Source organism: Azospirillum sp. TSH58, from assembly GCF_003119115.1.
In the GTDB taxonomy this organism is placed as follows: Bacteria; Pseudomonadota; Alphaproteobacteria; order Azospirillales; family Azospirillaceae; genus Azospirillum.
Map to the genome: position 1 here is coordinate 444,601 of NZ_CP022369.1, position 22,907 is coordinate 467,507.

19 protein-coding genes are annotated in these 22,907 nt (G+C 71.9%); 14 read left to right on the forward strand and 5 right to left on the reverse strand.

Annotation, left to right across the window (positions count from 1 at the left end; all coding sequences use genetic code 11):
- Positions 1 to 6 precede the first annotated feature (6 nt).
- On the forward strand, positions 7 to 1,206 hold the full coding sequence (locus TSH58p_RS32290; protein ID WP_109469633.1) for an IS256 family transposase: 1,200 nt from the start codon (positions 7 to 9) through the stop codon (positions 1,204 to 1,206).
- A 45-nt stretch (positions 1,207 to 1,251) separates the two neighbouring features.
- On the opposite strand, the gene TSH58p_RS32295 is transcribed toward TSH58p_RS32290, so the two are convergent.
- Positions 1,252 to 1,440: a hypothetical protein gene (locus TSH58p_RS32295; RefSeq protein WP_146205902.1), complete on the reverse strand. Its 189-nt coding sequence runs from the start codon at positions 1,438 to 1,440 to the stop codon at positions 1,252 to 1,254.
- Between the two features lie 65 nt (positions 1,441 to 1,505).
- Here TSH58p_RS32295 and TSH58p_RS32300 point away from each other — a divergent pair, with 65 nt between their 5' ends.
- From TSH58p_RS32300 to TSH58p_RS32340, 9 genes are all read left to right on the forward strand, one after another.
- A complete protein-coding gene (locus TSH58p_RS32300) occupies positions 1,506 to 2,531 on the forward strand; it encodes a nucleotide-binding domain containing protein (RefSeq protein ID WP_247874137.1) in 1,026 nt (341 codons plus the stop codon).
- On the forward strand, positions 2,528 to 3,556 hold the full coding sequence (pdxA, locus tag TSH58p_RS32305; protein ID WP_109071106.1) for a 4-hydroxythreonine-4-phosphate dehydrogenase PdxA: 1,029 nt from the start codon (positions 2,528 to 2,530) through the stop codon (positions 3,554 to 3,556). The genes TSH58p_RS32300 and pdxA overlap by 4 nt, the downstream gene beginning before the upstream one ends.
- A gap of 16 nt (positions 3,557 to 3,572) precedes the next feature.
- Positions 3,573 to 4,739 (forward strand): iron-containing alcohol dehydrogenase, encoded by a 1,167-nt coding sequence (locus tag TSH58p_RS32310; RefSeq protein ID WP_109071105.1) that lies wholly within the window; start codon positions 3,573 to 3,575, stop codon positions 4,737 to 4,739.
- A gap of 93 nt (positions 4,740 to 4,832) precedes the next feature.
- Positions 4,833 to 5,735, forward strand: a complete 903-nt coding sequence (locus tag TSH58p_RS32315; RefSeq protein WP_109071104.1) for a dihydrodipicolinate synthase family protein — start codon at positions 4,833 to 4,835, stop codon at positions 5,733 to 5,735.
- 5 nt (positions 5,736 to 5,740) lie between these two features.
- On the forward strand, positions 5,741 to 7,018 hold the full coding sequence (locus TSH58p_RS32320; protein ID WP_109071108.1) for an exo-alpha-sialidase: 1,278 nt from the start codon (positions 5,741 to 5,743) through the stop codon (positions 7,016 to 7,018).
- Between the two features lie 13 nt (positions 7,019 to 7,031).
- Positions 7,032 to 7,844: an ABC transporter ATP-binding protein gene (locus TSH58p_RS32325; protein WP_371732465.1), complete on the forward strand. Its 813-nt coding sequence runs from the start codon at positions 7,032 to 7,034 to the stop codon at positions 7,842 to 7,844.
- Entirely contained in the window at positions 7,841 to 8,704 is an 864-nt protein-coding gene (locus TSH58p_RS32330) for an ABC transporter permease (RefSeq protein ID WP_109071102.1), read from the forward strand. The genes TSH58p_RS32325 and TSH58p_RS32330 overlap by 4 nt, the downstream gene beginning before the upstream one ends.
- A gap of 56 nt (positions 8,705 to 8,760) precedes the next feature.
- Complete coding sequence (locus tag TSH58p_RS32335) at positions 8,761 to 9,846, forward strand: ABC transporter substrate-binding protein (RefSeq protein ID WP_109071107.1); 1,086 nt, start codon at positions 8,761 to 8,763, stop codon at positions 9,844 to 9,846.
- Complete coding sequence (locus tag TSH58p_RS32340) at positions 9,839 to 10,558, forward strand: SDR family NAD(P)-dependent oxidoreductase (protein WP_109071101.1); 720 nt, start codon at positions 9,839 to 9,841, stop codon at positions 10,556 to 10,558. The genes TSH58p_RS32335 and TSH58p_RS32340 overlap by 8 nt, the downstream gene beginning before the upstream one ends.
- A gap of 19 nt (positions 10,559 to 10,577) precedes the next feature.
- Here the strand turns inward: TSH58p_RS32340 and TSH58p_RS32345 are convergent, their stop codons facing one another.
- On the reverse strand, positions 10,578 to 11,540 hold the full coding sequence (locus TSH58p_RS32345) for a bile acid:sodium symporter (protein WP_109071100.1): 963 nt from the start codon (positions 11,538 to 11,540) through the stop codon (positions 10,578 to 10,580).
- Positions 11,541 to 11,593: 53 nt separating this feature from the next.
- Positions 11,594 to 12,025, reverse strand: coding sequence for a helix-turn-helix domain-containing protein (locus TSH58p_RS32350; protein WP_109071099.1), 432 nt, complete (start codon positions 12,023 to 12,025; stop codon positions 11,594 to 11,596).
- A 109-nt stretch (positions 12,026 to 12,134) separates the two neighbouring features.
- On the opposite strand from TSH58p_RS32350, the gene TSH58p_RS32355 reads away from it, so the two are divergent.
- Positions 12,135 to 14,321, forward strand: a complete 2,187-nt coding sequence (locus TSH58p_RS32355; protein WP_109469635.1) for a heavy metal translocating P-type ATPase — start codon at positions 12,135 to 12,137, stop codon at positions 14,319 to 14,321.
- Positions 14,322 to 14,380: 59 nt separating this feature from the next.
- Positions 14,381 to 14,881 carry a signal peptidase II gene (gene lspA / locus TSH58p_RS32360; RefSeq protein ID WP_247874019.1) on the forward strand — a complete coding sequence of 167 codons (501 nt, stop codon included), beginning with the start codon at positions 14,381 to 14,383 and terminating at the stop codon, positions 14,879 to 14,881.
- On the opposite strand, the gene TSH58p_RS32365 is transcribed toward lspA, so the two are convergent.
- Positions 14,882 to 16,279: a PLP-dependent aminotransferase family protein gene (locus tag TSH58p_RS32365; protein WP_109069839.1), complete on the reverse strand. Its 1,398-nt coding sequence runs from the start codon at positions 16,277 to 16,279 to the stop codon at positions 14,882 to 14,884.
- Positions 16,280 to 16,417: 138 nt separating this feature from the next.
- On the opposite strand from TSH58p_RS32365, the gene TSH58p_RS32370 reads away from it, so the two are divergent.
- Together TSH58p_RS32370 and TSH58p_RS32375 are read left to right on the forward strand one after the other, a co-directional pair.
- Positions 16,418 to 17,278, forward strand: a complete 861-nt coding sequence (locus TSH58p_RS32370; RefSeq protein WP_109069838.1) for a DMT family transporter — start codon at positions 16,418 to 16,420, stop codon at positions 17,276 to 17,278.
- A 237-nt stretch (positions 17,279 to 17,515) separates the two neighbouring features.
- On the forward strand, positions 17,516 to 21,823 hold the full coding sequence (locus TSH58p_RS32375) for a response regulator (RefSeq protein WP_247874018.1): 4,308 nt from the start codon (positions 17,516 to 17,518) through the stop codon (positions 21,821 to 21,823).
- A gap of 22 nt (positions 21,824 to 21,845) precedes the next feature.
- Here TSH58p_RS32375 and TSH58p_RS32380 read toward each other — a convergent pair whose 3' ends face one another.
- A complete protein-coding gene (locus TSH58p_RS32380) occupies positions 21,846 to 22,853 on the reverse strand; it encodes a LacI family DNA-binding transcriptional regulator (protein WP_109069837.1) in 1,008 nt (335 codons plus the stop codon).
- Positions 22,854 to 22,907: the final 54 nt, after the last annotated feature.

The window sequence follows — 22,907 nt, forward strand, 5'->3', positions numbered from 1 at the left end:
ACCACGATGACCGACGAGATGATGGCGCTTCGCGCGCTGCTGGAGAAGAGCCCTGACGCTGACGTCTTGCGCGAGATGATCGGCTTCGCGGCCGAGCGGCTGATGGAACTGGAGGTGCAAGGCCTGACCGGCGCCGCCCACGGTGAGCGCTCCGCCGAGCGGCTGGTTCAGCGCAACGGCTACCGCGAGCGTGATTGGGAGACCCGAGCCGGCACCGTCGAGCTGCGCATCCCCAAGCTGCGCAAGGGCAGCTACTTCCCCGGCTTCCTGGAGCCGCGCCGCATGGCCGAGAAGGCGCTGACCGCCGTGATCCAGGAAGCCTACGTCCACGGCATCTCGACGCGCTCGGTGGATGATCTGGTGAAGGCGCTCGGCATGAGCGGCATCTCCAAGAGCCAGGTCAGCCGGCTGTGCGAGGAGATCGACGAGCGGGTGAAGACCTTCCTGGAGCGTCCCATCGAAGGCGATTGGCCGTACCTGTGGATCGACGCCACCTACGTGAAGGTTCGCCAGAACGGGCGCATCGTCTCGGTGGCGGTCACCATCGCGGTGGCCGTGAACACCGACGGCCGGCGCGAGGTGCTGGGCATGGACATCGGCGCCTCGGAAGCCGAGACCTTCTGGATCGAGTTCCTGCGCAAGCTCAAGCGCCGCGGCTTGGCCGGGGTGAAGCTGGTGATCTCCGACGCCCACGAAAGCATCAAGGCCGCCGTGTCCAAGGTGTTCCGCGCCACGTGGCAGCGCTGTCGGGTGCACTTCATGCGCAACGCCCTGGCGCATGCCGGGCGGAGCGGCCGGCGCGTGGTGTCGGCCTTCATCGCCACCGCGTTCGCCCAGGATGACGCCGGCGCCGCCAAGGCGCAGTGGCACCAGGTGGCCGATCAGGTCCGCCCCAAGCTGCCCAAGTTGGCCACCCTGCTCGACGAGGCCGAGGAGGACGTGCTGGCCTTCATGACCTTTCCCAAGGAGCACCGCGCCAAGATCCACAGCACGAACCCGCTGGAGCGGCTGAACGGCGAGATCAAGCGGCGCACCGAGGTGGTGGGCATCTTCCCCAACGAGGCGGCGATCACCCGGCTCATCGGCGCCATCCTGCTCGAACAGAACGACGAATGGGCGGTGCAGCGGGCACGCTACATGACCCTGGAAACCATCGCCCCCTTGCGCGATGATCTCGCCCTCACGTTGCCCGCTGCGACCGCGTGACTGTCCCGGCCAGACACGCCGGAGACCAGATGAGCGCCCCGGCTCCTACACCACGCCTCCGGACACGACCGTCTGCGGTGTCCGCTTCAGCCGGGCAGCAAGATCCTCGATGGCAGCAGCACGCGCCTCGCTGTGCGGCGGGAAGCGCTCAAGGATGCGGTCAAGGTGTGTGGCGAGGCGTTCGGCCTCGGCCCAGCGCGGGTGGCTCGGTGGGTCGTCGGCTTCCCGTCCCATCGGCCCTCCCGCGAAAGCGTTCGGCTGCAAGAAAATTGTGAGCCGCAACAATTGCACGGATACCCTTGATTCGTCGCTACGACCTTGGTGAGAACACGAGAAAATTTTCAGGAGAAAGCGACAGCGGGGCGCTGCGCTTCGCCAAGCTGGACAGCCTGCTGCGCGGCCATGGCGCGGCGGAGATCGCCGCCTGGATGGCCGTGGACCGGCCGGACCATTGCATCGTCGCCCCGGCCTTTCCCTTCCAGGGACGGGTGACGCGGGGCGGCCGCCAGCACGTCCGGGGCGCGGAAGGCTGGACGGCCGTCGCCACCGATCTGGCGGCCGCCCTGGAAGCGGAAGGCGAGCGGGTGCGGCCGTCCCGTCCCGGCGACCCGGTGCCGCCGGGCGTCAGCCTATGGGACGCCGAGACCGACGCCGACCTCGCCGCCATCGCGGCCAGCGGGCTGGCCCTGTCCGGCCGGGTGCTGTGGTGCGGCAGCGGCGGTCTGGCGGCGGCCCTGGCGGCGGTGATGACCCCTGCCGGGGAGTCGGCGCCGTCGTTCGCCGCCACTCCGCTGCCCCGTCCCCTGCTGGGCCTGTTCGGCACCGACCATCCGGTGACGATGGCGCAGCTCGCCGCCTGCGGCGGCGACGTGCTGGTCCTGCCGGACGGCGGGACCGCCTCCGCGGCCCGCGCCGCCGGGCGTCTGGCGGAGCGCGGCGTTGCGCTGGTCCGTCTCGGCCTGCCCGACGGGCTGGCGCGCGACGCGGCGGCGGAGCGCATCGGGCGGGAGCTGGGCGCGCTGGCCCGCCGCCTCGTCCCGCCGGCGACCCTGCTGGTGTCGGGCGGCGAGACGCTGCGGGCACTGTGTCAGGCCCTCGGCGCCGGCCGCCTCGACATCGACGGTACCCTGCTGCCCGGCGTCCCCGGCTCGACCCTGCGCGGCGGCGCTTGGAACGGGGTGCGCGTCGTCTCCAAATCGGGCGCCTTCGGCGACCCTTCGCTTTTGCGCCGCCTGATCCGCGGGGACGCCCCCGACGCGGACCGGGCGGCACCGGAACCAACGCGCCAGGGCACGCCCCGGCCGCATCGAGGAGAACGAGCATGACCCCCCATCTGGCCATCACCATGGGTGATCCGGCCGGCGTCGGACCCGAGATCATCGTGAAGGCCTGCGCCCGCCTCAAGGAGCGGCTGGACGCCGGAAGCCTGCGGCTTCTGGTGATCGGCAGCAACCCGGCGCTGATGGCGGCGCGCGACGCGCTGGGCAGCGACCTCGCCTTCCCCGAGGTGACGGCGGACGAGGAGTGGCCGGCGCTCGCCTGCCTGCAGGCCGGGCCGGAGGGCGAACCGATCCGCCCCGGCGAGCTGTCGGTGGACGGCGGCCGCTTCGCCTATCTGGCGGTCGAGCGCGCGGTGCGGCTGGCCGAAGCCGGGCGCATCCACGGTCTGGTCACGGCGCCGCTGAACAAGGAGGCGATGAACAAGGCCGGCTACCACTTCGCCGGCCACACCGACCTGCTGGCCGAACTGACCGGCGCCCGCGGCTCGGTGATGATGCTGGCCCACGGCAACATGCGGGTCAGCCACGTCACCACCCACATCGCGCTGGAGGACGTGCCGAAGCGCCTGACGCCGGAGCGGCTGCGCTACGTCATCGACCGCACCGACGAGACGCTGGCCGGGCTGGGGCTGGAGCGCCGCCGCATCGCCATCGCCGCCCTCAACCCCCACGCCGGGGAGGGCGGGCTGTTCGGCCGGCAGGACATCGAGATCACCGCCCCGGTGATCGAGCGCTGCGTGACCGACGGGCTGGACGTGGTGGGGCCGGTGCCGGGCGACACGGTCTTCGTCAAGCTGCGCGCCGGCCAGTTCGACGCGGTGGTCGCCATGTACCACGACCAGGGGCACATCCCGGTCAAGCTGCTGGGCTTCCACGTCGATCCGGCGACCGGCCGGTGGGACGCGCTGAGCGGGGTCAACATCACCCTGGGGCTGCCGATCATCCGCACCTCCGTCGATCACGGCACCGCCTTCGACATCGCCGGCAAGGGCATCGCCAACGAGCTGAGCCTGATCGAGGCCATCGACTACGCCGAGAAGCTGGCCGCCGCCCGCCGGCTCGCCGGCTGAGGAAGGAGCACCCGCCATGACGGAATCCATCCACGCCACCCCGCCCGACGCCATGCCGTCCGCCTTTGCGCCCATCGAGCTGGTCCGGCCCCCGCGCGTCCTGTTCGGCGGCGGGCAGGTCGCCTCGGTCGGCGCCTGGGCGCGGGAGAACGGCATCGCCCGCACGCTGGTGGTGGCCGACGCCTTCAACGCCGCCCGCGTCGGGCTGCTCGACCTGCCGGGCGCGGTCACGGTCTTCGACCGCGTGCGGCCGGAGCCCGACACCGCCAACCTCGACGACCTGCTGGCCGTGGCCGAGGCGGCGGAGCCGCAGCTCGTCGTCGGCTTCGGCGGCGGCAGCGCCATGGATCTGGCGAAGCTGGCGGCGGTGCTGCCGGGCAGCGGCCAGACCCTCGCCGACGTCGCCGGGGCGGAGCGGGTGAGGGCCAAGCGCGCCGCCCTGGCCCAGGTGCCGACCACCGCCGGCACCGGCAGCGAGGCCGGCACCCGCGCCCTGGTCACCGATCCCGCCACCGCCAGCAAGATCGCCGTGCAGAGCCTGCGCATGCTGGCCGATCTGGCGGTGGTCGATCCCGACCTGACGATGACCGTGCCGCGGGCGGTGACCGCCGCCACCGGGGTGGACGCGCTGGCCCATTGCGTGGAGGCCTACACCAACCGCAAGGCCCATCCGGCCATCGACCTCTACGCGCTGGCCGGCATCCGGCTGATCGGGCGCTGGCTGCCGCGCGCCGTGGCCGACGGGTCCGACCGCGAGGCGCGGGCCGGTCTGGCCCTGGCCTCGCTCTACGGCGGCTTCTGCCTGGGGCCGGTCAACACGGCGGCGGGCCACGCCGTCGCCTACCCGCTGGGCACCCGCCACCATGTGCCGCACGGCGCGGCCAACGCCCTGGTCTTCCCCCATGTCCTGGCCTTCAACGCCCCGGCGGTGCCGGAGAAGACGGCGGGGGTGCTGGCGGCGCTGGGGCTGAAGCCGGTCAGCGAGCCGGCGGCGGTCCTTCAGGCGGCGCACGGCTGGTGCGTGGCGCTGGGCTGCACCATGTCGCTCTCCGACCTCGGCGTGCCGGAGGACGACCTGCCCCGCATGGCCGAGGAGGCGCACGCCATCCGCCGCCTGCTGGACAACAACCCGCGCCCGGTCGGGCGGGACGACATACTGGCGATGTACCGCGCCGCCTACTGACGGCCGCCTACCAACGAAGGTCCGGACCGAAGCCGGACCCTCTCAAGAAAAGCCCCCAGGAAACGCCCCCAGGAAATGCCCAAGGTAGATGCGATGAGCAAGATCACAGGACCCTTCGTCGCCGTCGTCACCCCCTTCGACGCGGAGGAGCGGATGAACGAGGCGGCGCTGCGCCGGCAGGTGGCGCGGCAGGCGGCCGCCGGCAACGGCGTCTTCTGCGCGGGCACCAACGGCGAGTTCTACGCGCTCTCCGTCGACGAGAAGCGCCGCGCCGCCGAACTGTGCGTGGAGGCCGCTGACGGCCGCGTGCCGGTGCTGGCCCACATCGGCGAGATCTCCACCCACCAGACCATCGCGCTGGGTCGCGCCATCGCCCGGCTGGGCGTCAAGGCGGTATCGGCGATCACGCCGTCCTTCATCGCCTGCTCGCAGGAGGAGCTGATCGGCTATTACCGTCGGGTGGCGGACGCGCTGACCATGCCGCTCTACCTCTACAACATCCCGGCGCGCACCGGGAACACGCTGACCCCGGAGGCCGCCCGCACCCTGGCCGACCACCCCAACATCGTCGGCATCAAGGACAGCGCCGGTTCGCAGGACAGCCTGGACGGCTTCCTCGCCGTGGCCCGCGAGCGTGACGATTTCGACGTGATGGTCGGCCCGGATTCGCTGATCCTGCACGGGCTGCGCAACGGCGCCGCCGGCTGCGTCTCCGGGCTCGGCAACGTCGCCCCGCTGACGCTGAACCGCATCTGGACCGCCTTCATGGCGGGCGAGAACGAGGCCGCCGAGGCCGCCCAGGCCCATTTCGGCCAGCTCCGCAAGGACCTCTACGCGCTGGGCTTCCCGCCCTCCATGGTCAAGCGGGCGCTCTGCCACGCCATGCCGGAGGTCGGCCACAGCCGCGGACCCGTGCTGATCGACGGGGAGGCCGACCGCGCCATCGCCGCCCTGGCCGCCCGCTACGCCGAGGCCGCCGACGGATCGCAGGAGTGACGACCATGACCATTGCATCGCCCCTGTCCCAACAGGCCGCTCCGCCGCCGGCGCCGGAGCGCCGCGGCCCGCTGGTTCCGGCGGCCGGCGATCCCGCCCGCATCGACGCCTTCCTGCCGTCGCCCTGCGTGCAGAACCACGCCGCCAATCTGGCGCTGCTGCCCAACGGCGACCTGCTGTGCGCCTGGTTCGGCGGCACGCAGGAGGGCATCCCCGACGTGTCCATCCACGTCGCCCGCCTGCCGGCCGGCGGCGACCGCTGGGAGGCGCCGGTCAAGCTGTCCGACGATCCCGGCCGGTCGGAGCAGAACCCGGTGCTGTTCCCGGCGCCCGACGGCACGCTGTGGCTGATGTACACCGCCCAGATCTCCGGCCACCAGGACACCGCCATCGTCCGCTGCCGCGTGTCGGCCGACCAGGGGCGGAGCTGGGGGCCGGTGCGCACCCTGTTCGAGGCCGAGGGCCACACCGGCGTCTTCATCCGCCAGCCGGTGGTCGTGCTGGACAACGGCGACTGGCTGCTGCCGACCTTCCTGTGCCACGGCACGCCGGGCCGCGCCTGGGTGGGCGACCACGACTCCAGCGCCGTGCGCATCTCCAGCGACGGCGGCCGGACCTGGACCGAGCATGCGGTCCCCGGCAGCACCGGCTGCGTCCACATGAACATCGTCCCGCTGGCCGAAGGGCGGCTGGCCGCCTTCTACCGCAGCCGCTGGGCCGACCATGTCTACCGCAGCCTGTCCAGCGACGGCGGCCGGAACTGGAGCGCGCCGGAGCCGACGGAGCTGCCCAACAACAACTCCTCCATCCAGGTGACGGCCCTGTCCGACGGGCGGCTGGCCATCGTCTACAACCACGCCAGCGCCGCCGACGCGACCGGCCGCCGGCTCGGCCTGTACGACGACATTCAAGACGCGGGCGAGGACGCGAGCGACGCGACGGCCTCCGCCGCCCAACCGGCCGCCGAACCTGCGGCGGACGCACCGGCGGAGGGGCGGACGGCCTTCTGGGGGGCGCCGCGCGCGCCGCTGACCCTGGCGCTGTCCTCCGACGGCGGGGTGACCTGGCCGCTGCGCCGCGACCTGGAGGTCGGCGACGGCTACTGCATGACCAACAATTCCAAGGAGAAGCTGAACCGGGAGTTCTCCTACCCGGCCATTCTCCAGACGCCGGACGGCCGGCTGCGCATCGCCTTCACCTATTTCCGGCAGGCGATCAAATACACCGAACTGCCGACCGGATGGGTCGAGGCCTGCCGGGTCGAAACCGGCAGCGGGCGATAAAGGGGAAGGAAGCATGCCCATGAGAGCGACACAGATGGCGCCCATCGCCGGCCTGCGGCCGGTCGCGCCGACGCTGATCCAGATCCGCAACCTGAAGAAGACCTACGCCGCCGGCCGGGTCCAGGCGCTGTCGAACATCAACCTCGACATCGCCGACGGCGAGTTCGTCTGCGTCGTCGGCCCGTCGGGCTGCGGCAAGAGCACCCTGCTGCGCATCCTGGCCGGGCTGGACGATTACGACAGCGGTCAGGTCACGCTGGGCACCAAGACCGTCTCCGGCCCGTCGCGCGACGTCGGGGTGGTGTTCCAGCAGGCCAACCTGCTGCCCTGGCTGACGGTGCGCGAGAACGTGGCGCTGCCGCTGCGCGTCGGCGGCGGCCGGCCCGACGGGGCGGACGACGTGGACCGCCTGCTGGAGGTCGCCGGCCTGAAGGATTTCGGCGGCCGTTACCCCTACGAGCTGTCGGGCGGCATGCAGCAGCGCGCCGGCATCTGCCGCGCCCTGGTGCGCAACCCGCGCATCCTGCTGATGGACGAGCCGTTCGGCGCGCTGGACGCCCTGACCCGCGAGCGGATGAACCTGGAGCTGCAGCGCATCTGGCAGAGCACCGGCAAGACGGTGATGCTGATCACCCATTCGATCTCCGAGGCGATCTTCCTCGCCGACCGGGTGATCGTGATGTCCGCGCGCCCCGGCCGCGTGCTGCGCGAGCTGACCGTGGACATCCCGCGCCCGCGCAGCAACGACACCATCATCAGCCACCCGGACTACCCGGCGCTCGCCAAGGAGATCCGCGCGCTTCTGACCGGACAGGGAGAGGAATGATGAGCAAGCCCGACATCACGCTGGCGGTCGCCGATCCCACCATCGAGTCCGCCTCCGCCTCCGAAACCCCGCCGCGCGCGCCGCGCCCGGTCAACGGCACGCTGATCGCCGGCCTGGGGCTGGTGGCGCTGTTCGCCGGCTGGGCGCTCGCCGTCCGCTTCCTCGACGTGCCGTCCTACATCCTGCCGTCGCCCGCCGCGGTGTGGAAGGCGCTGTGGTCGGGTCTGGCGGTGTCGCCCTCCGACCCGCTCGGCTACTATCTGCCGCTGTGGGGCACGCTGAAGAACGCCGCCATCGGTCTGGCGGCCGGCGGCGGGCTCGGGCTGCTGCTCGGCTCGCTGATGGCGGAGAGCCGCACCATCGAGAAGCTGCTGATGCCCTACGCCTTCGCCCTGCAGAGCCTGCCCAAGGTGGCCATCGCGCCGCTGGTGGTGATCTGGTTCGGCTTCGGCGACGGGTCGAAGATCGCCATCGCCGGGCTCCTGTCCTTCTTTCCGATCCTGATCAACAGCTTCACCGGTCTGCGTTCCGTCGATCCGGAGAAGATCGACCTGATGCGCTCGCTCTCCGCCTCGCGCTTCGAGACCTACCGCATCGTCAAGCTGCCGAACGCCGCCCCCTACATCTTCGCCGGCCTGGACATGGCGGTGGTCTACGCCCTGCTGGGCACCATCGTGGCGGAGTTCCTGGGCGCGCAGCAGGGCATGGGCGTCGTCATCACCCAGGCCCAGGCGGTGACCGACGTTGCCGGCGTCTTCGCCGCGCTGGTGATCCTGGGCGCCTTCGGCATCCTGCTGCACGGCATCGTGCGCGGGCTGGAGCAGCGCATCGTCCATTGGGGCAACCGCGGCCGCAAGTGACCGGCGGCCCGGACAAAGCGATTTCAAACAACACAAGCAAGGGGGAGGACACCATCATGACCACTTTCAGCGTCACCCGCCGCCAGTGCCTGCAGGCCGCCGGCGTCTTCGCCGCCGCCATGGCGCTCGGCCCGCGCTCGCTCTTCGCGCAGTCCGCCCCCCGCACCGTGCGGCTGGGCGTCGGGCTGAAGTCGCTGAACGCCAGCGTCATCAACCTGCTGATCGGCGAGGCGCTGGGTTACAACGCCGCCGAGGGCTTCACCGTCAAGGGCATGGCGGTGGGCGGCAACGCCAACGTCCAGGTCGCGGTGGACCGCGGCGACGTGGAGGTCGGCATCGCCGTGCCGTCCTACGCCTTGCCGATCCTCGCCAAGGGCGAATGGGGCGAGGCCATCAGCTTCTACCAGTACACCTACCCCTACAAATGGGACGTGGCGGTGAAGCCGGGCTCGGCGCTCAAGAGCTACGCCGACCTCAAGGGCAAGAACATCGGCGTGTCCGACTTCGGCGGCACCGAATATCCGGTGACCCGCAACGTCCTGAAGAATCTGGGGATCGATCCCGACCGCGACGTGAAGTGGACGGCGGTGGGCGGCGGCGTGCCGGCCGGCGTGGCGCTCCAGCGCGGGGCGGTCGACGCGCTCGCCTACTACGACACCGGCTTCGGCCTGATCGAGGGGGCGGGCATCCCCTTCGAGATCCTGACCCGTCCGCAGGGCCTGCCGATGATCGGCGGCCAGTTCCTGATGGCGCTGCGCGACAAGCTGAAGACCGACCGCGCGCTGATGGTCGGCTTCGGCCGGTCGGCGGCCAAGGCCTCGACCTTCCTGCTCGCCAACCCGACGGCGGGCGCCAAGGCCTTCCTCAAGCTCTACCCGGAGACCGCGCCGCGCGGCAGCAGCGAGGAGGAGGCGGTCAAGGCGGTGCTGGTCGCGGTCAGCCGCCGCATCAAGCTGTACCAGCCGCCCTATCCGGGCTTCAGGATGGGCCAGATCAACCCGGACGAGTTCACCACCGAGATGGCGCTGAACGGCATGGAGGCGAAGGACCTGTCGCGCTTCTACACCAACGACCTGATCGCGGACATCAACGCCTTCGACGCCGAGGCGGTGAAGGCCCAGGCGATGAGCTACAATGGCTGAGCGGCCGGAGGCGGAGCGGCCCGCTTCGCCGGGCCGGGCGCTGGTGACCGGGGTCAGCTCCGGCATCGGTGCGGCCATCGCGGCCCGGCTGCTGGACGACGGGTGGGAAGTGGTCGGGCTGAGCCGCACCGCCCCCGCCATCGCGCATCCGGCCCTGCGCTTCGTCGCCGTCGATCTGATGGACGCCGGGGCGCTCGCCGACGCCCTGGCCGGCCTGCCGCCAGTGCGGGCGGTGGTCCATGCCGCCGGCATCCTGCGCGTCGGCCGGCTGGGCGAGGCGGACAGCGCCGCGGCTGATGCGAAGGCGATGTGGCGCCTGCATGTCGAGGCGGCGACGCAGCTCGTCGAGCACGCCGTCCCCGCAATGGCGGAGGGCGGGCGGATCGTGCTGATCGGCAGCCGCACCTCGGACGGCTCGGCCGGGCGCGGCCAGTACGCGGCCAGCAAGGCGGCGCTGTCAGGGCTGGCCCGCTCCTGGGCGATCGAACTGGCGCCGCGCGGCGTCACCGTGAACGTCGTCGCCCCGGGCGCCACCGACACGCCGATGCTGGCCGACCCCAACCGCGCCGGCGTGCAGCCGAAGCGGCCCCCCATCGGCCGTTTCGTGAAGCCGGAGGAGGTGGCGGCGCTGACCGGCTTCCTCCTGTCGGACGCGGCGGCCAGCATCACCGGCCAGCGCATCGTGGTGTGCGGCGGCGCCTCGCTGGTGTGAGGCGCCCCTTCGCGTTTGTTCAGCGCGCGGGCACGAGGCGCGGCACCCAGCGGACGTAGGTGAGCATCGCCGCCAGCTCCACCAGCGTCTGCGTCACCACCACCGCTGGCACCAGAGCCCCGCCGTCCGGGACGGCGAAGGCCAGCGGCAGGACGACCAGGGAATTGCGCGTGCCGCCGCTGAAGACGACGGCCCGCGCCGCCCCGGTCTCCAGCCGGAACAGGCGCGCCACGGCCCGGCCGGCGTAGGGCATCGCCAGCGCGAAGGCGATGTAGAGCGGCACGGCGAGGGCCACGGTGCGCGCCTGGGCCGCCACGTCGGCGGCGACCGCGGCGACGACGAGGAACAGCACCACCGCCATGAGCGGCACCGGCAGCCAGGCCAGGGCGTCCGCGGCGGCCTTTCCGGCGCCGCGCCGCGCCGCCCAGGCCTGCGTCGCCCCGGCCAGCGCCAGCGGCACGGCGATCAGTCCGACGAAGGCGTCGATGAAGGGACCCGGCTGCATCAGCGCCGCCGCACCTTCCCCGGCGAACAGGCCGAGATAGACGGGCAGAAGCAGCATCTGGACGAGCAGCAGCACCGGCGTCGCCGCCAGCACCAGCCGCGCGTCGCCGCGCCCGAGATGGGTGAAGACGACGACATAATCGATGCAGGGCGCGAGCAGCACCAGCAGCACGCCGAGACGCACCGCCGGCTGGTCCGCGGGCAGCACGGAGACGAGCCCGAGGACGACGCAGGGCACCACCGCGAAATTGACCAGCAGCAGCGCCAGCAGGAAGCGGGTGTCGGTGACGCTGCGGCGCAGGTCGCCCAGCGGGACCTGAAGGAAGGTGACGTAGATCAGCGCGGCGAGGGAGGGGTTGATCCCGGCCCCCCAGGCGTCGCCCGGCGTGATGGCGGCGGCGAGCAGCCCGGCGGCGACCGCCGCGACATAGACGGCGACCTGATGGTTTTCCAGATCCGCGCGGGTGACGGCGGCCATGTCTCGGTTCCTGTCGATGGCGTCTGTGTTTGTCGGTGTCCGGGCCCGCCGGGTCACGGGCAGCAGCGGCCGTCCTCGTGATGGGGCGACAGCGCCTCGATGATGCGGCACTCGGCCATCCGGCCGCCGCGCCGGCACTGGTGGGCCAGCCGGTCCAGCTCCCCGCGCAGGCGCTCCAGATCGGCGATCTTCCGCTCCACCTCGCCCAGCTGTTCGAGGACCAGGGCGTCGACCTCGCCGCAGGGGCGGTCCGGCTGGTCGGCCAGATCGAGCATCGCCCGGACGGTCTCCAGCGGGAAGCCGAGGTCGCGCACCCGCCGGACGAAGGTCAGCCGCCGCACATGGTCGTGCCCGTAGCTGCGGTAGTTGCCCGCCGTGCGGGCGGGCGCCGGCAGGATGCCGATCTTCTCATAGAAGCGGATGGTCTCGACCTTGGTGCCGGTCAGCTTGCCGAGCGCGCCGATGGACAGCTCCTGCTTCGCCATCACAAACCCTCTTGACCCTGTAGTAACTCCAGGGTCCATGGTAGCGCACGACAGGCAGCCGCGCACCCTGTAATGGCGCGGTCCGCCACACCGCCGGTCGGAGTGGATCATGCAGGACAAGACATTGGAGGCCGCCGTTCCGGGCACCGGGCAGGCCTTGCGCTACAAGGTGGCGGGCATGGATTGCCCGAGCTGCGTCGGCAAGATCGAGACGGCGTTGCGCCGCCTGCCGGGAACCTCCGGCGTCGGGCTCAACCACCATTCGCAGATTCTGCGGCTGACGCTGGACGAGGCGGCGACGCCGCGCGCGGCGGTCGAGGCGACGATCCGCGGCCTCGGCTTCGGGGTGGAGCCCGCCGACACGCTCCATGTCACCGAGGGCAATGGAGTGGCGACGGACGCCGCCATCGCGACGGAGCCCCGCTGGTGGCAGACCGGCCGGGGCCGCATCACCATCCTGATCGCGCTGCTGGTCGGGGGCGGTTCTCTGCTGTCCTGGCTGGCGCCGGGCGTGGCGGATTACGCGCCGATGCCGGCCGCCCTGTTCGGTCTGGCCGTCTTTGGGCGCCGCGCCGTCCGGCTCGCCCGCTCCGGGTCGCCCTTCAGCATCGAGATGCTGATGTCGGTGGCGACGCTGGGCGCGCTGGTCATCGGGGAGGCCGAGGAGGCCGCGGTGGTCGTCCTGCTCTTCGCCATCGGCGAGCTGCTGGAGGGCGTGGCCGCCGGGACCGCCCGCTCGGGCATCCGGGCGCTGTCGGCGCTGGTCCCGCGGACGGCCCTGCTGATCGAAGGGGAGAGCGCCCGCGCGGTGCCGGTGGAACGGCTGGAGGTCGGGCAGCTCGTGCTCGTCCGGCCCGGCGACCGCGTGTCCGCCGACGGCGTGGTGGAGGAGGGCGAGTCCGACATCGACGAATCCCCGGTGACCGGCGAGTCCGTGCCGGTCGCCAAGAGCGTGGGCTCCCCGGTCTTCGCGGGCGGCATCAACGCCACCGGGGTGCTGCGCGTCCGCGTCACCCGCAAGGCGTCGGACAACACCATCGCCCGCATCGTCCAGCTCGTCGAGGAGGCGCAGGCCGCCAAGTCGCCGACCGCGCGCTGGATCGAGCGGTTCAGCGCCCGCTACACCCCCGCCGTCATCGCCGTGTCGGTCCTGACCGTCCTGGTGCCGCCGCTGGCCTTCGGTGGGGACTGGCACACCTGGGTCTACCGGGGTCTGGCGCTGCTGCTGATCGGCTGCCCCTGCGCGCTGGTCCTCTCCACCCCGGCGGCCATCGCCTCCGGGATCGCGGCGGGCGCCCGACGCGGCCTGCTCATCAAGGGCGGTGCCGCGCTGGAGGCGATCGGCAAGGTGCGGACCATCGCCTTCGACAAGACCGGCACGCTGACCCTCGGGCAGCCGCGCGTCACCGACATCGTCGCGCTCGACGGAAGCGAGCGCACGCTGCTCGGCCTCGCCGCGACCGTCGAGAACGGCTCGGCCCACCCGCTGGCCCGCGCCATCCTGGAGCGCGCGGCGGCCGACGGCGTGCCGCTGCGCCCGGCCCGCGACCGCAAGGCCGTTCCGGGGCGGGCGGTGCAGGCGGTGGTCGGCGGGCGCCTGATCGAGGTCGGCTCCCCCCGCCACGCCGTCGTGCGGGCCGGCGCCGGGTCCGTGCCCGCCGACACCGTCGCCGCCTTCGAGGAGGAGGGCAAGACGGTCGCCGTGGTCCTGGCGGACGGCCGGCCCGTCGGGCTCCTGGCGCTGCGCGACGAGCCGCGGCCCGACGCCGCGCGGGGGATCGCCGCGTTGCGCGGGCTCGGCGTGCGCAGCGTCATGCTGACCGGCGACAACCGCCGCACCGGACAGGCGGTCGCCCGGACGCTCGGGCTGGAGGTCGAGGCCGAACTGCTGCCGGAGGACAAGCTGCGCGCCATCGCCGGCCTGAGAGGGCAGGGGACGGTGGCGATGATCGGCGACGGCATCAACGACGGTCCGGCCCTGGCCGCCGCCGACGTCGGCATCGCCATGGGCGGCGGCACCGATGTCGCGCTGGAGACCGCCGACGCCGCCCTGCTGGGCAACCGCGTCGAGGGGGTGGCCGACCTCGTCACCCTGTCGCGGGCGACGCTCGCCAACATCCACCAGAACGTCGCCTTCGCGCTCGGCCTGAAGGCTATCTTCCTGGTGACGACCCTGTTCGGTATCACCGACCTGTGGCTGGCCATCCTAGCGGACACCGGGGCCACCATCCTCGTCACGCTCAACGCGCTGCGCCTGCTCCGCCGCACCGGTGCGAGCCCGGCGCCGGCGCTCTGAAGGAGAACGACATGCGTTTGCCATGGGCGGCCCCATCCGCTGGTTTGAGATCCGCCGGTTTGAAATTGGCGGGCGCCATCGGCGCCGCGGTCCTGGTCCTCGACCAACTCACCAAATGGGTCGCACTGGAACAGCTTTTGGACCCGCCGCGGCTGATCGAGGTCACGCCCTTCCTGAATGTCGTGCTCGGCTTCAACACCGGCGTCAGCTTCGGTCTGCTGGAGAACGACAGCGTCTACGGCCCCTGGCTGCTGTCCGGAGCGGCGCTGCTCGTCGTCGCGGTCCTCGTGGTCTGGGCGGCCCGCTCGGACAGCCGCGCCGAGGCGGCGAGCTTCGGCGCGATCGCGGGCGGCGCGGTGGGCAACATCGTCGACCGCCTCCGCCAGGGTGCCGTCACCGACTTCATCGACCTCCACGCCTTCGGCTGGCACTGGCCGACCTTCAACGTCGCCGACATCGGCATCACCGGCGGTGTCGGGCTGCTGCTGCTCTCGGGGCTGTGGCCGCGCAAGGCGTCCGGCGAGGACGCCATGGCCGGAGGGGAGGACACGCCACGCTGATTACGGTTCGTTCGCCGCCACGGCGCGCCTCAGAACCTCGAAGACGCGCGGGTCGCCCATCTGGGCGACGTTGAAGCGCAGGAAGCCGGCGGCGGACTGGCCGACGCTGAAGACGTTGCCGGGGGCGAGGACCACCTGTTCGTCCAGCGCCGCCCGCGCGACGGCCGCCGCATCCCGGCCGTCCGGCAGGCCGCACCAGAGGTAGAAGCCGCCGCGCGGCATCAGCCAGGGCTGCAGGCCGATGGCCGCCAGCCGGTCCGCCATCTCGCGCCGCAGCCGGGTCAGACGGCGGCGGAGGCCGTCGAGATGCTTGCGGTGGCCGCCGTCGCCGAGGGTCGCGAGGACGAGTTCGGCGGCGACCGGGCTGGGACCGCCGAAATTCGTCGCGACCTGCAGATCGACCAGAGCCTCCACCCAATCCGGCCGTGCCGCGAGGAAGCCGCAGCGGACCGAGGCGGAGAGCGTCTTGGAGAAGCTGCCGATCCGGATGACCTGGGCCAGCCCGTCGAGGACGGCGAGGCGCGGCGAGGGGTCCGGCTCGAAACCGGCGAAGATGTCGTCCTCGACGATGGTGACGTCGTGGGCGGCGGCGGCCTTGAGCAGCCGGTGCGCCGTCTGCGGCGACATCGTGGCGCCGGTCGGGTTGTGGAGCGCCGCGTTGGTGATGTAGAGGCGGGGCTGATGCTCGGCCAGCGCCGCGGCGAAGAGCGCGGTGTCCGGACCGCTCCGCGTGTAGGGAACGCCGATGATGCGGACCTGATGGGCGCGCAGCAGGGCCTGGAAGTTGAAGTAGCAGGGGTCGTCGACCAGCACGGCGTCGCCGGGGCGCAGCAGGAAACGGCAGATCAGGTCGATCGCCTGGGTTCCCGACCCGGTCAGCAGAATCTGGTCGGCCGCCACGGCAAGTCCCTCCTCCGCGAACTGCCGGGCCAGCAACCGGCGCAGGGCGAGCGAGCCGCGCGTGCTGCCGTAATCGGCCAGAACGGCGTCGTCGGCGTGGGCGAGGCGGCGCAGGGCGCGGCGCAAAGCGGCGTTGGGCATCCAGTCCGCCGGCAGCCACCCGCAGCCGGGCTTCAGCATCTCCGCACCGGCGTCGAGCGACTGGCGGGACACCCAGAAGGGATCGATGGCCCGGTCGCGGCGCGGTTCGGCCTCGGCCAGGGCGAGCGGCGGCAGGGCGCCGGACACGTAGAAGCCGGAGCCGGGCCGCGAGCGGATCACGCCGTCCGCGGCGAGACGGTCGTAGGCCTCCACCACGGTGGACGGCGACACGCCCATGGTCGCGGCGAAGCGGCGGATGGAGGGCAGCCGGTCCCCCGGCGACAGCCGGCGGTCCGCCATCCTCTGGCGGATCGCCTCCATCACCTCGACCGTCCGCGTGCCCGTTCGGTTCGTCATCACGCCACCTTCGGCAAGTGTACCGCACCCGGTACCAATACAGTTCGGTGCGATTGTATGGGTCCGTGACTGTCTCCGCCAGCGCCCGCCGCGCTAGGCTCGTCCCCCGACGGGCATGGGATCGAACAGGAGCAGGGGATGCGGTGGGCGACGGCGGGTTGGGGCAGCGGGTTGCTGGGCGTGCTCATCTTCAGCGGGTCGTTGCCGGCGACGCGCGTCGCGGTCGGCAGCTTCACGCCCCTGTTCCTGACCTCGGCGCGGGCGCTGATCGCCGCCGTGCTGGCGGCCGCCCTGCTGGCCGTGCTGCGGCAGGCCCGCCCGCGGCGGGGCGACCTCGCGCCGCTCGCGGTGGTGGCGCTCGGCGTGGTCGTCGGCTTCCCGCTGCTCACCGCGCTGGCGCTCCGGCACATCACCTCCGCGCACTCCATCGTCTTCATCGGTCTTCTGCCGCTGTCCACCGCCCTGTTCGGCGTTCTGCGCGGCCGGGAGCGGCCGAAGCCGGTCTTCTGGCTGTTCTCGGTCCTGGGCAGCCTCGCCGTGGTCGGCTTCGCCCTGGCCCAGGGCGGCGGCGCGTCGCTCACCGGTGCCGGGCTGATGGTGGCGGCCGTCCTGCTCTGCGGGCTGGGCTACGCCGAGGGCGCGGTGCTGTCGCGCCGCCTCGGCGGCTGGCAGGTGATTTCCTGGGCGCTCGTGCTGACGACGCCGGTGATGGCTGGCGTGGCGCTCGCGACGATGCCGGACGCCTGGGCGGGCATCGACGCCCCGGCCTGGATCGGCCTGGCCTACGTCTCCGTCTTCAGCATGCTGGTCGGCTTCATCTTCTGGTACCGGGGGCTCGCGCTCGGCGGCATCGCCGGCGTCGGGCAGTTGCAGCTTCTCCAGCCCTTTTTCGGGCTGACGCTGGCGGGTCTCCTGCTGAACGAGCCGGTGGCCTGGAGCATGATCGCCGTGACCGGGCTGATCGTGCTGTGCGTCGCCGGAGCGAAGCGCTTCGCCTGAGCGGCGACAGGATCGCCCGCTGCCGATTTTCAAGGCGGCCCCCCTCTGATTGCAGGAGAACAGTCTGAAATCCTCCGGTCCATCCCGGCCTGGAGCGTCGGCCTATGGCCATTGGGCTATCAAATCGTTTCTCGCAGCCACGGCCCCGATCAGCTTAAAGTGGCGTCCCGCTTGTGCACCAATGGCCATGCCCCTGTTGTAGGGGGAATGAGAACAGGAAGGACGGGACGTCTGCGCATGTCCAACGAGACCGACATCTCCGCCGCTCCCGAATTCCTCGCCAGCGGCGGCGAGATGGGGGCGCAGATGCGCGCGTTCGACTGGGCGTCGACGGCGCTCGGCCCTCCCGAGGACTGGCCGCGCAGCCTGAAGACCGCGGTGCGGATCATGCTGACTTCCCGCCAGCCCATCTGGATCGGCTGGGGCCGGGACCTGATCTATCTCTACAACGATCCCTACAAGTCGATCATCGGCGGCAAGCATCCCTGGGCGCTCGGCCGCCCGACGTCGGTCGTCTGGCGGGAGATCTGGGGCGACATCGGCCCGATGCTGGCGACCGCCATGACGGGGGACGAGGGGACCTACGTCGAGGGGCAGCTCCTTCTCATGGAGCGCAACGGTTATCCGGAGGAGACCTACTACACCTTCTCCTACAGCCCGGTCCCCGACGACGACGGCAGCCCCGGCGGCATCATCTGCGCCAACACCGACGACACGCAGCGGATCATCAGCGAACGGCAGCTCACCCTGCTGCGCGATCTGGCGGCCGGCACCGCCGACGCCCGGACCCTGCCGGAGGTGTGCGAGCGCAGCGCCCAGGCGCTCGCCACCAACCCGCGGGACCTGCCCTTCGCGCTGCTCTACGTGGCCGAGTCCGACGGCGCCAGCGCGGTCCTCGCCGGGTCCTGCGGCATCGAGCGCGGCCACCCCGCGGCTCCGGAGGCGCTGGCGGTGGACGGCACGTCGGTGTGGCCGTTCACCCCGACGCTCCACGACCCGGTGGTGGTCGGCGATCTGGCGGCAGCGTTCGGCGCCGACCTGCCGCCCGGCGTCTGGCGTCGCCCGCCCGCCCAGGCCGCCGCCATCCCGATTCCGGCCAGCGGCGAGACGGGCCGGGCCGGCCTTCTCGTCGTCGGGCTGAACCCGTTCCGCCTGTTCGACGACGATTACCGGCGCTTCCTAGGGCTGGTGGCGGGGCAGATCGCCGCGGCCATCACCAACGTCCAGACCTACGAGGCCGAACGCAAACGGGCTGAGATGCTGGCCGAGATCGACCGCGCCAAGACGGTGTTCTTCTCCAACATCAGCCACGAGTTCCGCACGCCGCTGACCCTGATGCTGGGGCCGCTGGAGGAGGTGCTGCAGGCCGAGCCGGAGCGTATGCCGGACCATCGCGAGGACCTGATGGTGGTCCATCGCAACGGTCAGCGCCTGCTCAAGCTCGTCAACGCGCTCCTGGACTTCTCGCGCATCGAGGCCGGACGGACCCAGGCGCGCTACGAGCCGACCGACCTCGCCTCCTACACGGCCGAGCTGGCGAGCGGCTTCCGCTCGGCCTGCGAGAGGGCCGGGCTGAGCCTCACCGTCGATTGCCCGCCGCTGCCCGCGCCGATCCACGTCGACCGCAACATGTGGGAGACGGTCGTCCTCAACCTGTTGTCGAACGCCTTCAAGTTCACCTTCGAAGGCGGAATCGCGGTGTCCCTGAGGCCGGTCGCCGGGGGGGCCGAGCTGGTGGTGCGCGATTCCGGAACCGGCATCCTCGAATCCGAACTGCCGCGCCTGTTCGAGCGCTTCCACCGGGTCGAAGGCGCGCGGGGGCGCAGCCACGAGGGCACCGGCATCGGTCTCGCCCTCGTCCAGGAACTCGTCAAGCTGCATGGCGGGACGATCCGGGTCGAGAGCGCGCCGGAGCGCGGGTCGGCCTTCATCATCGTCCTTCCGTTCGGCACCGCCCACCTGCCGCAGGAGCGCATCCTGTCGGAGCCGACCGGCGCGCCGGGCGGTGCGCGCACGCAGACCTTCGTCGAGGAGGCGCTGCGCTGGCTGCCCGGGACGGAGGCCGCCGCCGAAGGAGAAGCGCCGGCTCCGTTCATCGGCGCCGCCGAGACGATGGCGGCGCGGGAGACGGGCGAGTGTCCGCGCCTGCTGCTGGCCGACGACAACGCGGACATGCGCGATTATGTGAGCCGCCTGCTGAATGGCCGCTACACCGTCGAGGCGGTGCCCGATGGTCAGGCCGCCCTGGCGGCGCTGCGCGCGAACCGTCCGGATCTCGTGCTGACCGACATCATGATGCCCGTGCTGGACGGCTTCGGCCTGCTGCGGGCGATCCGCGAGGACGCCGACCTGCGCGACCTGCCGGTCATCCTGCTGTCGGCCCGCGCCGGCGAGGAGGCGAGCGTCGAGGGTCTGTCGGCCGGCGCCGACGATTATCTGGTCAAGCCGTTCTCGGCGCGCGAGCTGATCGCCCGCGTCGACACCGCCCTGGCCATGGTGCGCCTGCGCCGCGAAGCGGACAACGCGCTGCGCGAGAGCGAGGCGCGCTTCCGGAACCTCGCCGACCACGCCCCGGTGATGGTCTGGGTCACCGAACTCGACGCCTCCTGCACCTATCTCAACAAGTCCTGGTACGAGTTCACCGGCCAGACCCCCGACACGGGGCTGGGTTTCGGGTGGCTGGACGCCATTCATCCCGACGACCGGCAGGCCGCCGAGGACGTGTTCCTGGCCGCCAATGCCAAGGGGGAGGCGTTCCGCCTGGAATACCGGCTGCGGCGGACCGACGGGGTCTACCGCTGGGCGATCGACGCCGCCGCCCCCCGCTTCGACCCCGACGGCGGGTTCCTCGGCTACATCGGTTCGGTGATCGACATCACGGAGCGCAAGGAGGTCGAGGACGCCCAGAAGCGGCTCAACGATCTGCTGGAGCAGCGCATCGCCTCGGTCATCGCCGAACGGGAACAGGCCGAGGCGCAGCTTCGCCAGGCCCAGAAAATGGACGCGGTCGGCAAGCTGACCGGCGGGGTGGCGCACGACTTCAACAATCTTCTCCAGGTGATCTCCGGCAACCTCCAGCTCCTGGCGAAGGATGTCGCGGGGAACGACCGCGCCGAGCAGCGTCTGCGGAACGCGCTGAGCGGCGTCAGCCGGGGATCGAAGCTGGTCGCCCAGCTCCTCGCCTTCGGCCGCCGCCAGCCCCTGGCCCCCCGCGTGGTCAATCTGGGCCGGCTCGTCCGGGGCCTCGACGAGATGCTGCGCCGCGTGCTCGGCGAGGGCGTCGAGATCGAGACCGTGATCGTGGGCGGCCTGTGGACCACCTTCGCCGACGAGAGCCAGGTCGAGAACGCGCTGCTCAATCTGGCGATCAACGCCCGCGATGCCATGAACGGCCATGGACGGCTGACCATCGAGGCCGGCAACGCCTTCCTCGACGATCCCTACGCCGCCCGGCACGCTGAGGTGACGCCCGGCCAGTATGTCATGCTGGCGGTGACGGACACCGGCTGCGGCATTCCGCCGGACGTGCTGGATCACGTCTTCGAGCCGTTCTTCACGACCAAGCCGGAGGGGCAGGGCACCGGCCTCGGCCTCAGCATGGTCTACGGCTTCGTCAAGCAGTCGGGCGGGCACGTCAAGATCTACAGCGAGCCCGGCCAGGGCACCACGGTCCGCCTGTATCTGCCCCGCGCGCATCAGGCCGAGGACGTCGTGACGGTGATCGACAACGGGCCGGAGACGGGCGGGTCGGAAACCGTGCTGGTGGTCGAGGACGACGACGACGTGCGCGCGACCGTGGTCGAGATGATGTCCGATCTCGGCTACCGCGTGCTCAAGGCGCGGGATGCGCAGAGCGCGCTGGCCATCGTGGAAAGCGGCGTGCCGATCGACCTGCTGTTCACCGACGTCGTCATGCCGGGACCGCTGCGCAGCCCCGAGTTGGCGCGCCGCGCGAAGGAACGGTTGCCGGGGATCGCGGTCCTGTTCACCTCGGGCTACACCGAGAACGCGATCGTGCACGGCGGACGGCTTGATCTCGGCGTCGAGCTGCTGAGCAAGCCCTACACCCGCGAGGCGCTGGCCCGCAAAGTCCGGCATGTCCTGCGCAACCAGCAGCAGAGGGCGAAAGGGACGTCCGGAGGCCTGGGGGCGGCACCGAGGCCGTCCGCCGAGCCCGCGCCGGCGCCGGTGGCCGGCCGTCAGGGCCTGCGCGTGCTTCTGGTGGAGGACGATGCGCTGATCCGTCTTGTCACGGTGGAGATGCTGACCGGGCTCGGCCATTCGGTCGTCGAGGCGGGCAACGCCGAGGAGGCCTTGTCGATCGCCGAGACGCAGCCCGTCGATGCGCTGCTGACGGACATCAGCCTGCCGGGGATGTCGGGCGAGAAACTGGCCGCCGCGCTTCGCAAACGCCATCCGGCGCTGCCGGTCGTCTTCGCGTCGGGGGCCGACCGGGCGCCCGATGGCGGCGTCCACCTGCCGAAGCCCTACGACGACGCGGCGCTGGCCCAGGCGCTGGACAAAGCGGTGGGGCCGCCCCGCTGAGCCTCCTTTCCACCGCCGGAGACTACAGCCGGGCCGACCCCCGGCGCACCAGCCGGGGGGCCGGACGGTGCAGGACCGGCCCGGCCTCCGGCTCGGCGAGGCGGCGCTCCAGCATGCCCATCAGGGTCGTCACGATGCCGTCCACCGGGTTGTGGACGGTTGTCAGGGCGAAGCTTGGCCAGGCGGCCATCGGCACGTCGTCGAACCCGATGATCGAGACATCCTCCGGCACCCGTAGGCCGAGCGCGGTGCGCGCCGCGTCCAGCGCGCCGAAGGCCATGACGTCGTTGCCGCAGAAGAGGGCGTCCGGCCGCGGATCGCCGCCGAGCAGCCGCAGCGCCTCGCGGTATCCGCTGTCGTAGCCGTAGTCGCCCTGTCCCAGTGCTGCCAGCGGCACGCCCAGCCCGTCCAGCGCCGCGCGGAAGGCGGCGTTGCGCTCCTGTTCGGAGAAGGCGGTGGGGCGGCCCGCCAGATAGGCGATCCGCCGGTGCCCGGCGGCGACCAGCGCCTCGGCGACCAGCGCGGCGCCCAGCCGGTTGTCGCAGCAGATGCTGTCCACCCCGTCCTGCTCCACCGCCCGCCCGTAGAGGAGCAGCGGCGCCCCCAGCTCCATCACCGCGCGCACGGTGGCGGGGGACACGCTTCCCGCGGTGACGATGACGGCGTCGACCTGATAGTCCAGCGCCGCCATCGAGGCGCCGCCCAGACCGTCCGCCGGGTCGCCGCGCAGCAGCAGCGGCTGCTTGCCGAGAGTCGCCAGCCCGCGCGTCAGCGCTTCGAACAGGTAGGGCTGGAACGGGCCGTCGAGGTCGCCCATGACGACGCCGACGAGGTTGGTGCGCTGGGTTGTCAGGCTGCGCGCGATGGCGTTCGGGCGGTAGGCCAGACGCTCCGCCGCCGCCAGGACGCGGGCGCGCATCTGCGGCGAGACGCTGGCCCCGTCGGTGAAGCAGCGCGAGACCGCCGACTGCGACACCCCGGCCAGCTTGGCCACCTCCACCGCCGTTGCCCGCCTGCGCTCCCTGGTCACCGGTCTTCCCGTGGCTGTGCCCCGCCGTCCGGGACAGGGCGGGGCGTCGTCAGG

Coding starts and splice junctions, on each gene's coding strand:
- TSH58p_RS32325 (WP_371732465.1), top strand. CDS start 7,032: ATGCCCATGAGAGCGACACAGATGGCGCCCATCGCCGGCCTGCGGCCG.
- TSH58p_RS32375 (WP_247874018.1), top strand. CDS start 17,516: ATGTCCAACGAGACCGACATCTCCGCCGCTCCCGAATTCCTCGCCAGC.
- TSH58p_RS32295 (WP_146205902.1), bottom strand. CDS start 1,440: ATGGGACGGGAAGCCGACGACCCACCGAGCCACCCGCGCTGGGCCGAG.
- TSH58p_RS32290 (WP_109469633.1), top strand. CDS start 7: ATGACCGACGAGATGATGGCGCTTCGCGCGCTGCTGGAGAAGAGCCCT.
- TSH58p_RS32370 (WP_109069838.1), top strand. CDS start 16,418: ATGCGGTGGGCGACGGCGGGTTGGGGCAGCGGGTTGCTGGGCGTGCTC.
- TSH58p_RS32335 (WP_109071107.1), top strand. CDS start 8,761: ATGACCACTTTCAGCGTCACCCGCCGCCAGTGCCTGCAGGCCGCCGGC.
- TSH58p_RS32330 (WP_109071102.1), top strand. CDS start 7,841: ATGATGAGCAAGCCCGACATCACGCTGGCGGTCGCCGATCCCACCATC.
- TSH58p_RS32355 (WP_109469635.1), top strand. CDS start 12,135: ATGCAGGACAAGACATTGGAGGCCGCCGTTCCGGGCACCGGGCAGGCC.
- TSH58p_RS32310 (WP_109071105.1), top strand. CDS start 3,573: ATGACGGAATCCATCCACGCCACCCCGCCCGACGCCATGCCGTCCGCC.
- TSH58p_RS32365 (WP_109069839.1), bottom strand. CDS start 16,279: ATGACGAACCGAACGGGCACGCGGACGGTCGAGGTGATGGAGGCGATC.
- TSH58p_RS32340 (WP_109071101.1), top strand. CDS start 9,839: ATGGCTGAGCGGCCGGAGGCGGAGCGGCCCGCTTCGCCGGGCCGGGCG.
- TSH58p_RS32345 (WP_109071100.1), bottom strand. CDS start 11,540: ATGGCCGCCGTCACCCGCGCGGATCTGGAAAACCATCAGGTCGCCGTC.
- pdxA (WP_109071106.1), top strand. CDS start 2,528: ATGACCCCCCATCTGGCCATCACCATGGGTGATCCGGCCGGCGTCGGA.
- TSH58p_RS32350 (WP_109071099.1), bottom strand. CDS start 12,025: ATGGCGAAGCAGGAGCTGTCCATCGGCGCGCTCGGCAAGCTGACCGGC.
- TSH58p_RS32320 (WP_109071108.1), top strand. CDS start 5,741: ATGACCATTGCATCGCCCCTGTCCCAACAGGCCGCTCCGCCGCCGGCG.
- TSH58p_RS32315 (WP_109071104.1), top strand. CDS start 4,833: ATGAGCAAGATCACAGGACCCTTCGTCGCCGTCGTCACCCCCTTCGAC.